At 66.5% G+C, this 13,630-nt stretch carries 8 protein-coding genes and 3 pseudogenes; 7 read left to right on the forward strand and 4 right to left on the reverse strand.

Features of this window, described 5'->3' with window-relative positions; genetic code table 11:
• The 3 genes and pseudogenes from ACFJI0_RS15755 to ACFJI0_RS15765 all read right to left on the reverse strand — a co-directional run bounded on the left by ACFJI0_RS15755 (nt 1) and on the right by ACFJI0_RS15765 (nt 5,399).
• A pseudogene (locus ACFJI0_RS15755) lies at nt 1-3,230 on the reverse strand (efflux RND transporter permease subunit).
• A 23-nt stretch (nt 3,231-3,253) separates the two neighbouring features.
• Nucleotides 3,254-4,474 (reverse strand): efflux RND transporter periplasmic adaptor subunit, encoded by a 1,221-nt coding sequence (locus ACFJI0_RS15760; RefSeq protein ID WP_382320998.1) that lies wholly within the window; start codon nt 4,472-4,474, stop codon nt 3,254-3,256.
• A 91-nt stretch (nt 4,475-4,565) separates the two neighbouring features.
• Nucleotides 4,566-5,399 carry an alpha/beta hydrolase gene (locus tag ACFJI0_RS15765; RefSeq protein ID WP_382321000.1) on the reverse strand — a complete coding sequence of 278 codons (834 nt, stop codon included), beginning with the start codon at nt 5,397-5,399 and terminating at the stop codon, nt 4,566-4,568.
• 108 nt (nt 5,400-5,507) lie between these two features.
• On the opposite strand from ACFJI0_RS15765, the gene ACFJI0_RS15770 reads away from it, so the two are divergent.
• The gene (locus ACFJI0_RS15770) at nt 5,508-6,419 is read left to right on the forward strand and encodes a LysR family transcriptional regulator (protein WP_382156226.1); all 912 of its coding nucleotides are present in this window, start codon (nt 5,508-5,510) and stop codon (nt 6,417-6,419) included.
• Nucleotides 6,420-6,422: 3 nt separating this feature from the next.
• On the opposite strand, the pseudogene ACFJI0_RS15775 reads toward ACFJI0_RS15770, so the two are convergent.
• A pseudogene (locus tag ACFJI0_RS15775) lies at nt 6,423-8,166 on the reverse strand (long-chain fatty acid--CoA ligase).
• 308 nt (nt 8,167-8,474) lie between these two features.
• Between ACFJI0_RS15775 and ACFJI0_RS15780 the strand changes: the two are divergent.
• The 6 genes and pseudogenes from ACFJI0_RS15780 to ACFJI0_RS15805 form a co-directional block, all read left to right on the forward strand.
• Nucleotides 8,475-8,759: a hypothetical protein gene (locus ACFJI0_RS15780; RefSeq protein ID WP_382321002.1), complete on the forward strand. Its 285-nt coding sequence runs from the start codon at nt 8,475-8,477 to the stop codon at nt 8,757-8,759.
• Nucleotides 8,760-8,911: 152 nt separating this feature from the next.
• Nucleotides 8,912-9,502, forward strand: coding sequence for a hypothetical protein (locus tag ACFJI0_RS15785; protein WP_382321004.1), 591 nt, complete (start codon nt 8,912-8,914; stop codon nt 9,500-9,502).
• Between the two features lie 90 nt (nt 9,503-9,592).
• A complete protein-coding gene (locus ACFJI0_RS15790) occupies nt 9,593-10,144 on the forward strand; it encodes a hypothetical protein (protein ID WP_382321006.1) in 552 nt (183 codons plus the stop codon).
• Between the two features lie 37 nt (nt 10,145-10,181).
• Nucleotides 10,182-11,801, forward strand: coding sequence for a hypothetical protein (locus tag ACFJI0_RS15795; protein WP_382321008.1), 1,620 nt, complete (start codon nt 10,182-10,184; stop codon nt 11,799-11,801).
• 288 nt (nt 11,802-12,089) lie between these two features.
• Entirely contained in the window at nt 12,090-13,124 is a 1,035-nt protein-coding gene (locus tag ACFJI0_RS15800; protein ID WP_382321010.1) for an amino acid ABC transporter substrate-binding protein, read from the forward strand.
• A gap of 139 nt (nt 13,125-13,263) precedes the next feature.
• Nucleotides 13,264-13,503, forward strand: a pseudogene (locus ACFJI0_RS15805) (amino acid ABC transporter permease); the annotation flags it as partial.
• Nucleotides 13,504-13,630 lie beyond the last annotated feature (127 nt).

Raw genomic sequence — 13,630 nt, forward strand, 5'->3', positions numbered from 1 at the left:
TCAATGGGTCAGGGGAGCGGCGGGCACGGCGCGGGCGCTGCCGCCACCGCCGGAGGCGAAACCCTCCAGGTGCGGCACGGTGCCGTGCAGCTTGAGCGCGCGGTTGCCGGCCAGGCGGCGCAGCAGCACGTAGAACACCGGCGTGAGGAACAGGCCGAAGGCGGTCACGCCGATCATCCCGGCGAACACGGCCACGCCCATGGCCGAGCGCATCTCGGCGCCCGCGCCGGTGGCCAGCACCAGCGGCAGCACACCCATCACGAAGGCCAGCGAGGTCATGAGGATGGGGCGCAGCCGCAGGCGGCTGGCTTCGATGGCGGCCTGCACAGGCGAGCGCCCGGCGAACTCCAGCTCGCGCGCGAATTCCACGATCAGGATCGCGTTCTTCGCCGACAGCCCCACCAGCACGATCAGCCCGATCTGGGTGAACACGTTGTTGTCGCCGCCGTCCAGCCACACACCCGTCATGGCCGCGAGCAGGCCCATGGGCACGATCAGGATGATGGACAGCGGCAGCGTGAGGCTCTCGTACTGCGCGGCGAGCACCAGGAACACCAGCAGGATGGCCAGCGGGAACACCCACAGCGCGGAGTTGCCGGCCAGGATCTCCTGGTAGGTGAGCTCGGTCCACTCGAAGCCGATGCCCTGCGGCAGCGTCTCGGCGGCGATGCGCTCGATCGCGTCCTGCGCCTGGCCGGACGAGAAGCCGGGCGCGGGCCCGCCGTTGATGTCGGCCGAGAGGTAGCCGTTGTAGCGCATGGCGCGCTCCGGGCCGAAGCTGGAGTTCACCTTCATCAGCGCCGACAGCGGCACCATCTCGCCCGAGGTCGAGCGCACCTTGAGCAGGCCCACGTCTTCGGCGCGCGCGCGGTAGGGCGCGTCGGCCTGGGCGCGCACGCTGTAGGTGCGGCCGAACTGGTTGAAGTCGTTCACGTACAGGCTGCCGAGGTAGATCTGCATGGTGTCGAAGATGTCCGTCACCGGCACGCCGAGCTGGCGCGCCTTGGTGCGGTCGATGTCGGCGTAGAGCTGCGGCACGTTGACCTGCCAGCTCGTGAACATGCCGGCGAGTTCGGGCGTCTGGTAGGCCTTGGCGATGAAAGCCTTGACCGCCGCGTCCATCGCTTCGTAGCCGAGCGAGGCCTTGTCTTCCAGCTGCAGCTTGAAGCCCCCCGTGGTGCCCAGGCCCGCCACCGGGGGCGGCGGGAACATCACGATGAAGGCGTCCTGGATCTCGCCATAGGCCTGGTTGAGCTGGCCCGCGACGGCGCCGCCGCTCTGGTCGGCGCGCCGGCGCTCGGCGAAGGGCTTGAGCGTGGCGAACACGATGCCGGAGTTCGAGCTGTTGGTGAAGCCGTTGATGGACAGGCCGGGGAAGGCGATCGCGTCTTCCACGTTCGGGTTCTGCTTGGTGATCTCGCCCATGCGGTGGATCACGTCTTCCGTGCGGTCCAGCGTGGCGCCGTCGGGCAGCTGCGCGAAGCCGATCAGGTACTGCTTGTCCTGCGCCGGCACGAAGCCGCTGGGCACGGCCTTGAACAGGCCGAAGGTCACGCCCACGAGCGCGAGGTAGATCACCATCATCAGCGCCTTGCGCGAGATCACGCGCCGCACGCCGCCGCTGTAGGCCTCGGCGCCACGGTGGAAGAAGCGGTTGAAGCCACGGAACAGGCCGCCGAAGATCCGGTCCATGCCGCGCGTGAGCGCGTCCTTCGGCGCGTCGTGGCCGCGCAGCAGCAGGGCCGCGAGCGCGGGCGAGAGCGTGAGCGAGTTGATGGCCGAGATCACGGTGGAGATCGCGATGGTCACCGCGAACTGCTTGTAGAACTGGCCGGTGAGGCCGCTGATGAAGGCCAGCGGCACGAACACCGCCACCAGCACCAGCGCGATCGCGATGATGGGTCCGGAGACCTCCTTCATCGCGCGGTAGGTCGCGTCGCGCGGCGACAGGCCGGCCTCGATGTTGCGCTCCACGTTCTCCACCACCACGATCGCGTCGTCGACCACGATGCCGATCGCCAGCACCAGCCCGAACAGCGAGAGCGCGTTGATCGAGAAGCCGAGCAGGTGCAGCACCGCGAAGGTGCCCACCACCGACACCGGCACCGCCAGCAGCGGGATGATGGAGGCGCGCCAGGTCTGCAGGAACAGGATCACCACCAGCACCACCAGCGCGATGGCTTCGAGCAGGGTCGTGATCACCGACTGGATCGAGGCGCGCACGAACTGCGTGGGGTCGTAGGCGATGCGGAACTCCACGCCCTCGGGCATGTTCTTCTGCAGCTCGGCCATGGTGGCGCGCACCTCGGCCGAGATGTCCAGCGCGTTGGAACCCGGCGCCTGGAACACGCCCATGCCGACGGCGGGCTGGTTGTTGAGCAGCGAGCGCAGCGAGTAGTCGGCCGCGCCCATCTCCAGCCGCGCGATGTCGCGCAGCCGGGTCACGGCGCCGTCGCCACCGGTCTTGACGATGATGTCGCCGAACTCCTCTTCGGTCTGCAGGCGGCCCTGCGCGTTGATGGAGAGCTGCATGTCCACACCGGGCAGGCCCGGCGAGGCGCCGACCACGCCGGCGGCGGCCTGCACGTTCTGGCGCACGGATCGCGCTCACCACGTCGCTGGCCGAGAGGCCGCGCTGCGCGACCTTCTGCGGGTCCAGCCAGACGCGCATGGAGTAGTCGCCACCGCCGAAGATCTGCACCTGGCCCACGCCCTGGATGCGCGCGAGCCGGTCCTTCACGTTGAGCACCGCGTAGTTGCGCAGGTAGTTGATGTCGTAGCGGTCGTTGGGCGAGACCAGGTGCACCACCATCGTGATGTCGGGCGAGCTCTTGACCGTGGTCACGCCCAGTCGGCGCACTTCCTCGGGCAGGCGCGGCTCGGCCTGCGACACGCGGTTCTGCACCAGCTGCTGGGCCTTGTCGGGGTCGGTGCCGAGCTTGAAGGTCACGGTCAGCGTCATCACGCCGTCGGTCGTGGCCTGGCTGCCCATGTAGAGCATGCCCTCCACGCCGTTGATGGACTCCTCCAGCGGCGTGCGCAACGGTTTCGGCGATCACCTTGGGGTTGGCGCCCGGGTACTGGGCGCGCACCACCACGGAAGGCGGGGCCACCTCGGGGTACTCGGAGATCGGCAGGCCGCGCAGCGCGACCAGGCCGGCGATCAGGATCAGCAGCGAGAGCACGCCCGCGAAGATCGGCCGATCGATGAAGAATTTCGAGAGGTTCATGGTGTTCTTTTCACGCGCGGGGCTCAGGACCTGGCCACCGCCACCGCGCGCTCGGGCGTGCCGGCGCGGGCATTGTTCATGGGCACGGCTTGCGGTTGCACCACGTCGCCCGGGCGCACGCGCTGCAGGCCGTTGACGACGATGCGCTCACCGGGTTTGAGGCCGCTGAGCACGGTGCGCAGGCCGTCGACCGGCGCGCCCAGCGTGACCTCGCGGTACTCGGTCTTGTCGCCCTCGCCCACCACCAGCACGTATTTCTTGTCCTGGTCGGTGCCGACGGCGCGCTCGCTCACCAGCAGGGTGCGCGCGGTCTGCGGCTGGCCCATGCGGATGCGCGCGAACTGCCCGGGCATCAGGCGCCCGTCCTTGTTGTCGAACACGGCGCGCACGCGCACCGTGCCGCTGCGCGGGTCGACCTGGTTGTCGATCAGCTGCAGCTGGCCGGCGTAAGGCGTGTCGCTGGTGGCCGAGGTGCCCATCTGCACGGGAATGCGCTCGACCGCCGGGCGCGCGCCGCCGGCCAGGCCCTGCAGCGCGCCGGAGACGGTTCTTTCATCGGCATCGAAGCTGGCGTAGATCGGGCTGACCGAGACCAGGGTGGTGAGCACCGGCGCGCCGGGGCCGGCGGCGACCAGGTTGCCCACGGTCACCTCCAGCTTGCCGATGCGCCCCGCCACCGGCGCGCGCACCTGGGTGTAGCCCAGGCTCAGGCGCGCGGCCTGCAGCTGCGCCTGCGCGGCCTTGAGGTTGGCCTCGGCTTCGCGCAGCACGTTCTCGCGGTCGTCCAGCTCGCGCTGGGCGATCGCCTTGTCGTCCCACAGGCGGCGCGAACGGGCGTGTTCGTTGCTGGCGTGGGTCACGCGGGCCTGCGCGGCGATGACCTGGGCCTCGGCGCGCGCGAACTCGGCTTCGTAGGGCGCGGGGTCGATGGACACCAGCAGGTCGCCCTTGCGCACCAGCGCGCCTTCGCGGAAATGCGTGGCCTGCACCACACCGGCCACACGGGAGCGGATGTCCACCCGCTCGACCGCCTCGAGGCGGCCGGAGAACTCCTGCCAGGCGGCCACGTCGCTCTCGGCCACGGTGGCCACGGAGACCGGCATGGGCGGGGGTGCGCCCACCGGTGCGCTGGCCCGGGCCGGGCTCGCTTCCTGGACGAGCACGACGCCCGCGACGATGAGGACGGCCAGGGCGGCGGCGGTGGGCCACCAGACGCGGCGCTTGAATTGGGACAGGTCGGACATGTTTTTTCCTTTTTGAGGGCGAACGGGGCCGCCCCCGGTGGATCACCGGGGTGGGCATTTCAGGTGGATGGGAAAGGGGGGTGCGGGTCCGTCAGGACGGCGGGGGCGTCGCGGCCTGGAAGAAGGCCCGGACGTGACCACGCACCTCGATGGCGCACGGACATTCCCCGGCGGGCTGTTCGCTCAGCGACTCGGGCCAGCCGGTGGTGGGGGGCAGCAGGCCGCTGTGCACCGCGATGCCCGCCTCGCGCAGGCGATCGGCGTAGGCCAGGGCCTCGTCGCGCATCGGGTCGTCGCCACCGGTGAGGATCAGCGCGGGCGGCAGGCCGGCCAGCCGTTGCGCGCGGCAGGGCACGGCATAGGGGTGTTCCGCGTCCATCGGGCCGCGCAGGTACTGCTGCCAGCCATCCATCCACTTGCAGCCGGTGGATTCGCCCATGGTCTGGCGCAGCGAGGGCGTGGCACCGCACGGGTCCAGCATGGGCGCGACGAGGATCTGGCCGGCCAGCGGCGGGTGCGCGCGGTCGCGCACCATCATCGCCACGGCCGCCGCGATGTTGCCGCCGGCCTCCTCACCCGCGACGAACAGCGGCGCGCCCGTGCCCGCCAGGCGCGTGCGCTGCTTGAACAGCCATTCCAGCGTGGTGTAGCCGGCCTCCACCGCATCGGGAAACCGGTGCGCCGGCGCCAGCGGATAGGCCAATGACGCCACCACCGCGCCCGAGCTCGCCAGCAGCTCGGCCAGGCAGGCGCCGCTGTCCAGATCGCCCGAGATGAAGGCGCCACCATGGAAGTGCAGCACCAGCGGCACCACGCCGCCGCGCGGCTTCGCGCCCCAGACGCGCAGCGCCAGCGGGGGCTTGCCAGGCACCGACAAGGTGCGTGCGGGCGGCACGGCGGCAGAGGATGAGGCAGTTGAAACCATGACCTGAACTATAGACACACCCTTTCTGCGGATAAAGCCACCTGCCGCCAGTTGTCTGTTTCCATTGCATGAACAATCCCGCCACAAAGCACATCAAGGACAGAGGGCATGGATCAGATCCAATCGATCAGGGTATTTGCGCGGGTGGTGGAGGCCGGCACCTTCACCAAGGCGGCCGAGTCGCTGGACCTGCCCAAGGGCACGGTGACGAAGATGGTGCAGCACCTGGAGTCGCGGCTGAAGGTCAAGCTGCTCAACCGCACCACCCGGCGCGTGACCGTCACGCCCGATGGCGCGGCGTACTACGAGCGCACGGCCCGCGTGCTCAACGACCTCGACGACATCGAGGCCAGCATGACCAACGCCCAGGCCAGCCCCAGCGGGCGCCTGCGCGTGGACGTGGGGACCTCGGTGGCGCAGCACATCATCATTCCCGCGCTCGCCGACTTCTACCGCCGCTACCCCGACATCCAGCTCGACCTGGGTGTCTCCGACCGCGCGGTGGACCTCATCGCCGACAACGTGGACTGCGTGATCCGCGGCGGCGAACTGCTGGACCAGTCGCTCGTGGCCCGGCGCGTCGCGAACATGGCGCTGATGACCGTGGCCTCGCCGGCTTACCTCCAGGCGCACGGCACGCCCACGCACCCGGACCAGCTGGGCAGCGAGCACACGATGCTGAACTACTTCTCCCCGCGCAACGGCCGCCCCTTCATCAACGAGTTCGAGAAGGACGGCCAGACGGTGGAGATCACGGGCCCGACCCGGCTGTCCGTCAACGAGAGCAACGCCATGACCGCGGCGGTGCTCGCGGGCCTGGGCGTGGCGCAGATGGGGGCCTTCACCGCCGTGCCGCTGATCGAGCGCGGCGAGCTGGTGCGGGTGCTCGCCGACTGGTCGACCCACACCATTCCGCTCTACGTGGTGTACCCGCCGAACCGCCACCTCAGCGCCAAGGTGCGGGCCTTCGTGGAATGGGTCGCCGAGCTGTTCTCGAAACACCCGGAGCTGTCGGGCTGAACCTCAGGCGGTGCTGGGCGGTGCCTTCGCGGCCTCCTGCTCCTGCAGCAGGCGCCACATCACCTTGCCGCTGCCGCTCTTGGGCAGCGCGGTGACGAACTCCACCGTGCGCGGGCACTTGTAGGCCGCCATGTTCTCGCGGCACCAGTCCAGGATGGCCTGCTCGCTGGTCTGTCCGCGCGCGGCTTCGCGCAGCACCACCACCGCCTTGACGCTCTCGCCCCGGTAGGCGTCCTGGGTCGCGATCACGCAGGCCTCGGCGATCGCCGGGTGCCGGAACATCAGCGCCTCGACCTCGGCCGGCCAGACCTTGAAGCCGCTGGCGTTGATCATGCGTTTGAGCCGGTCGGTGATGAAGTAGTAACCGTCCTCGTCCACCCGGCCGAGGTCGCCCGAGCGGAAGAAGCGCTTGCCTTCGAAGGTGATGAAGGCGGCCTCGGTGGCCTCGGGGCGTTTCCAGTAACCGTCGAACACCTCGGGGCCGTGGATGATGATCTCGCCCGCCTCACCCTGCGGCATTTCCTGCAGCGTGATCGGGTCGACCACGCGCGCGTCGGTGCCCAGGAAAGGAATGCCCAGGCATTGCTGCTTGGGGTGGTCGGGCGGGTTGTTGTGCGAGGGCGCGGCGGTCTCGGTCAGGCCATAACCTTCCGAGTAGCGCAGGCCGAACTGGTCGAGCAGGCGCTGCGCCACGGCCTGCGGCATGGCCGCGCCGCCGCCGCCCACCAGCACCAGGCTGGAGAGGTCGTACTGGTCGAAGTTCGGGCTGGCCAGCAGGTCGATCACCATGGTGGGGATGTTGGTCCAGTGGGTGCAGCGCCAGCGCGAGATGAGCCGGCCGGCGAGCTCGCGGTCCCAGCGCGGCATCACCACCATGGTCGCGCCGTTGTACACGCCCGCGTGCATGCCGGCCACCATGCCGGTGATGTGGAACATGGGCACCACCAGCAGGCCCACGTTCTCCGACGTGCTGTTGGTCCACAGGCCCACGCCCACCGCGTTGTGCATGAGGGTGCGGTGCGGGTGCATGCAGCCCTTGGGCAGGCCGGTGGTGCCACTGGTGTAGGGCAGCACGGCGAGGTCGTCCGGGCCCCGGTTGTGCGCGGGCGCGCTGCCGCCGCAGGCCAGCGCCTCGGCCCAGTCGCTCACCGTGCCGCCGGGCAGCGAGGGTGTGGGGTGGCGCGTGCCCAGCCAGTCGGCCCAGGCCGGTGGGATCTCGGCGGCCGGGCCGATGGCGTCGCTGTAGTGCGAGACCACGAGGTGGCGCAGGCGGTCGCCCTCGCGCACCTCGCTGTTGGCCTTGAGCAGTTCACCGGCCAGGTCGGCCGCGGCGATGCGCCACGCGCGCGTCGGGATCGATCAGGTAGTGCTTGAGCTCCTCGGCCCGATTCATGGGGTTGACCGGCACCACCACCGCGTTGGCGCGCAGGATGGCGAAGTGCGCCACCACCCACTGCGGGCAGTTCTGCATGAACAGGATCACGCGGTCGCCGTCCTGCACACCCTGCTGCCGCAGGTGCGCCGCCAGGCGCTCCACCTGCGCGCGCAGCTCGCGGTAGCTGAGCACGTGATCGAAGAACACCAGCGCGGGCTTGTCCGGGTAACGCTGCGCGCTCACGTCCAGGTTGCACCAGAGCGAGGTGGCGGGCGTGGTGATGCGGTGCGGCAGGCGCGTGGGCCAGAAGCGGTGGTGCGCGTGCGGATCGGGCGTGGACGCGGCGCGCCCGCCTTCGGTGGTGCTGCTCATCACATGTCTCCGTTATGGGTGTTGTGGGACAAGCATACGGGGCGCCTCCGCCCGCCGAAACCCGCGTTTGTCGCGCGAGAGACCGCGATGGCAGCTCAAAACAAAGTTGGGAGATGGCTCAAGAAATCAGGGCAATGACGACCCCTACGATCCAAGTTCATGTCTTTCATGCATCCAACAGGGCACGCAGCTGCAGCAATGCTCCCTGGAGTATGTGTAGTTCTATTGGACTACATTTACTTTGACTGGAGTCGAACGCGGCATGTGTCGACCACTCAGCAGTTGCAATATTCAAGGAGGGCATTGAAATGAAACAGGGTCGCAAGTTGGCCAAGGGGCTGGGGGTGAGCGCGTTGATTGGGACGCTCGCGCTGGCTGGTTGCGGGGGAGACAAGCGTGCGGAGGGTGGCGACGCAGCGCGCACACCCCAACAAGTGATCGAGCAACTGGAAGCGAGTGGTGAGCTGCCCAAGCTTGAGCGCCTGCCCAGCGTTGAAGGCATGGACGCGAATGGCAATGGTGTGCGGGATGACATCGAGACCCACATTCATCGCAAGTACTGCGGCAGCACAGGCAATAGCCAAAGCGGTTGACTGTTCTTTTGACATCTTTGCAGGAGCCGACAACGAGAAGCACCGCTATCGGATGTCCAACGAGTTGGAGTCCATCACCACCAATACCAAAGAGAGGCTGAATGCGTACCTTGCGTTCAACAAGGCTGTAAGTGGCTCCGTAACTTCGTCCTATGAAAGTCGCGGCTGTGATTGAGATGCTGCTTCGCAACCGCCTATTGCGCGCAACGATCTGCGGATTGTTGATGCACCATTCCGCCATGAGTCAAGAGCCGTGCGACAGGAGCGGCGTTACCTTGGGCTTCTTCAATGGCGTACAAACGACATACCTGCAGGCGAATGATGCGCGTCGCGAAATACGCAAAGTCTTCGGAGAGGTAACCCCCAACGACGAACCCATCACCCACGACCTCTTCTACAACGACACCCAAGGCTTCGCCGATTTCGTGGAGACGTTCGACCAGCGTCTCCACGAACATGGTGGCCTGCTGGCCGGCCGCTTCGAACTGTTCTTCTCTGCCACCCGCGGTGAGGGGGCTTGGTGGCGAGCGATAACGTCGGCCATTCCGAGTCTGGTCGGTTTTCTCGATTCCTTGTTTGATCTGTCTCGGGCGGCACTGATGACCGAGCTGACCGCCAACCTCGGAAACCCGAACATGGCCGAAGTGGCAGGTCGCCACCGGGCACAGATCGATCCAACTTCATGTCTTTCATGCATCCAGCAGGGCACGCCGCCGCGGCAATGCTCCCTGGAGTATGCGTAGTTCTATTGGACTACATTCACTTCGGCGGTGGTCGAACTCGGCGTGTGTCGACCACTCAGCAACTGCAATATTCAAGGAAGGAACATCGAAATGAAACCAAGTCGCAAGTTCGCCAAGGGGCTGGGGGTAAGCGCGTTGATTGGGACGCTCGCGCTAATTGGTTGCGGGGGGGACAAGCGTGCGGAGGGTGGCGACGCAGCGCGCACGCCTCAACAAGTGATCGAGCAACTGGAAGCGAGCGGCGAATTGCCCAAGCTCGAGCGCCTGCCCAGCGTTGAAGGCATGGACGCGAATGGCAACGGCGTGCGGGATGACATCGAGACCCACATTCATCGCAAGTACACGGACCCGGCACAAAGAAAGGCTGCGATGCAGACGGCGCGAGCGTTACAGCAAATGCTGTTGGTGGACAAGAACGATGCGGTGGCGCTTGAGCGCGTGTCGCAAGCGTCGTGGAGGGCCGTGGGGTGTGAATCACTGGCTTTTTCCGGGCCAGAGGGCTCAACACAAAGTTGGGAGATGGCTCAAGAAATCAAGGCAATGACGACCAACACCAAGGAGCGGCTCCAAGCCTTCCTCGCATACAACGCAGCTCGCAGTGGTTCTGTTTCCTCGATGCCGAAGGTGGATAGCTGTGACTGACCGATCTCTTCTGGGGTGGTGGCGACGATGGGTACTAGTGCTCAGCGTCATATCTGCGTCGAATGCATTTGGTCAAGAACAATGTGAGCGCAATGGAGTGGTGTTCGGGTTTTTCAACGGAGTTCAGACGCAAGAAGGCGATGCGCAACGTGCGGTGCGTCAACATATTTCTGTTCTCTATGGATCTACCACCCCCAACGGCGAACCTATCACGTACGACCTGTTCTACAACGACACCCAAGGCTTCGCCGATTTCGTGGAGACATTCGACCAGCGTCTTCACGAACATGGGGGCCTGCTGGCCGGCCGCTTCGAACTGTTCTTCTCTGCCACGCGCGGTGAGGGGGCTTGGTGGCGAGCGATCACGTCGGCCATCCCCAGTCTGGTCGGTTTTCTGGATTCCTTGTTTGATCTGTCTCGGGCGGCACTGATGACCGAGCTGACCGCCAACCTCGGGAACCCGAACATGGCCGAAGTGGCCGGTCGCCACCGGGCACAGATCGATCATTGGGCGCGCCTTGAGAAGAAGATGCTCTTCTTCGCGCACTCGCAAGGCAATCTGTTTGTCAACATGGCCTATGCGCATGCCCTCAGCAGGACCGATGCGAAGTCGGTCAGGGTGGTGCATGTAGCGCCAGCATCGCCGATGTTGTCCGGCCCACACACGCTGGCCGACAAGGACTTGGTCATCAATGGCTTGAGGACCGTGGGCGCCGTGGTTCCCAACACCACGGACATTCCTCCGTATTTCAGTCGACCCGCAGGCCTCAATGGCCTGCGCGATCTGATCGGGCATGGGCTGCTTGAGATTTACCTCAATCCCGCGGTGCCCACGGCTGGCCGCATTCGCGAACATGTGTTGGCCGCACTGCGGGGGTTGGAGTCGCCGCCGCGCCAACCCATGCCGCCGTTTCCGGATTTCGTGGCCCGTCCGTGGACGGGTGGCTCGGCGCCTGTGGTGGTGCGGACGCCAGACGATGCGTCGCATGTATTGGAGAAAGTCGTTGATCAAAGCAGTGCTGCGACGGTGTTCGTCAGCGCAGGTGGTGGATATTGGTCGCTCGCGCCACCCGAAGAGTCAAAGAGTGGGTGGAGCCGAAAGCTCTTCCAAGGGAAGGGCATGGGTGGCTCTCGACAGTGTTTGTGGGGCGAACAGCACGTGGAAGGATGGGCGAGCGCTCAGCCGACTTTTGAATGTGTCTTCGAGAGAGTGCCTCTCGGATATAGGTCGTATGGTCCGGCGTTGCCTGAGGAACTGGCTGCGTACAAAGACGCCCCGAAGGGCACGGTCGTGCGTTTGAATACGATGACTTATCTGGGCCTGCGTCTGGGGGTGGTGGGCGTCAGCGCAACTGATGCATCGGTCGGCTTCATGTCGGGAGCCATCCTGCGCGGGTTCACGGGCATGCAGGGTGAGCGCGTGTGGAATGAGTCCTACACGATCAAACCTGGCGTGCTGCAGAACCAGGAGGCCTATGAATCGTGGCTGGCAGCCCAGCGCGCCCATGCGACAGAAGAGTTTCGTCGCTATGAGCGCTATCTGGAGGAACGAGCGGAGTATGAGGAAAGGAGGCGGCTTTGCCCGCCACCACCGCCTCCACCACCACTGGATCCGGAAGCGTGTGTGCCGACGCAGCAGGTAGTCTGCCCGTCATGACGGTGGAGTGGTGCTGCTCACCACATGTCTCCGTGACGGGTGTTGTGGGACAAGCATACGGGGCGCCTTCGCCCGCCGAAACCCGCGTTTGTCGCGCGAGAGACCGCGATGGCACGGAATCTGCAGCGTGATGCCCTCATGTGCAATTTGCATGATCCGCCCACGTAAACCCCGATCCCTACCCCAAAAAGGCGGGTCTACATTTCGGTGCGCCACCGCAACATGCACCCAACAGGTGCGTTTCGCGGGACGGCCATTGCCCTTTCACTTACCACTGGAGAGACCCCGATGAAACAGCATTCCCTGAAACTGGCGGCCCTGGGCCTGGGCACAGCCGCCACCCTGATCGGCCTGCCGGCCCACGCCGGCAAGGACCTCGACGCGGTCAAGAAACGCGGCGAGCTGATCTGCGGGGTGAACACCGGTCTGGCGGGCTTCTCGGCCGCCGACAGCCAGGGCAAGTGGAGCGGCATGGACGTGGACGTGTGCCGCGCCGTGGCCGCCGCCATCCTCTCCAACGCCGACAAGGTGCGCTACGTGCCGCTGAACGCGCAGCAGCGCTTCACCGCCCTGCAGTCGGGCGAGGTCGACATGCTGGCGCGCAACACCACCTGGACGCTGACGCGCGACGCCTCGCTGGGCCTGACCTTCACCGGCGTGAACTTCTACGACGGCCAGGCCTTCATGGTGCCCAAGAAGCTCAACGTGAAGAGCGCCAAGGCACTCAAGGGCGCCACGGTGTGCGTGCAGTCCGGCACCACCACCGAGCTGAACCTGACCGACTTCTCGCGCGCCAACAACCTCGCGCTCAAGCCCGTGGTGTTCGAGAAGGTCGAGGCCGCCACCGCCGCCTACGTGGCCGGCCGCTGCCAGGCCTACACCACCGACGCCTCGGGCCTGGCCTCGATCCGCGCCAAGGAAACGCCCAAGCCCGACGAGCACGTGATCCTGCCCGAGCTGATTTCTAAGGAACCGCTGGGCCCGGCCGTGCGGCGCGGCGACGATGAGTTCTTCAGCATCGTGAAGTGGGTCGGCTACGCGCTGATCGAAGCCGAGGAATACGGCGTCACCCAGGCCAACGCCGACTCCATGAAGAGCAGCACCAACCCCAACATCATGCGGCTGGTGGGCGCGGGCACCGAAGACACCGGCAAGCTGCTGGGCCTGGACAAGGAATGGGCGCTGCGCGCCATCAAGGCCGGCGGCAACTACGGCGAGCAGTTCGAGCGCCACGTCGGCCCCAAGACGGCCATCGGCCTGCCGCGCGGCACCAACAACCTGTGGACCCAGGGCGGCCTGATGTACGCCCCGCCGGTGCGCTGAGTTGAGCGCCGCGCCACCGCCGAAGAAACGCACGTGGTCGCTCAACAGCCGGGCCACGCGCGGTCTCATCTTCCAGGCCATCGCCCTGCTCCTGATCGCCGCGGGCGTGTGGTTTCTTGCGCACAACACGCAGGAAAACATGCGCGTTCGCGGCATCCAGAGCGGCTTTGACTTCCTGGGCGCCGCCGCCGGTTTCGACATCGGCGAGACGCTGATTCCCTACAGCCCGAGCGAGAGCTACGGCAAGGCAATCTGGGTGGGCGTGCTCAACACGCTCAAGGTCGCCGTCATCGGCATCGTGCTCACCACGCTGCTGGGCGTGCTGCTCGGCGTGGGCCGCTTCTCGCGCAACGCGCTGGTGCGTGGCCTGTGCTACGGCTACGTGGAGGTGTTCCGCAACGTGCCCATCCTGCTGCAGCTGCTGATGTGGTACCTGGTGTTCATCGAGCTGCTGCCACCCTCCAACGAAGCCTGGAACCTGGGCCACCTGTTCTACCTGAGCAAGG

It is taken from the genome of Hydrogenophaga sp. UC242_53, from assembly GCF_042696965.1.
In the GTDB taxonomy this organism is placed as follows: Bacteria; Pseudomonadota; Gammaproteobacteria; order Burkholderiales; family Burkholderiaceae_C; genus Hydrogenophaga.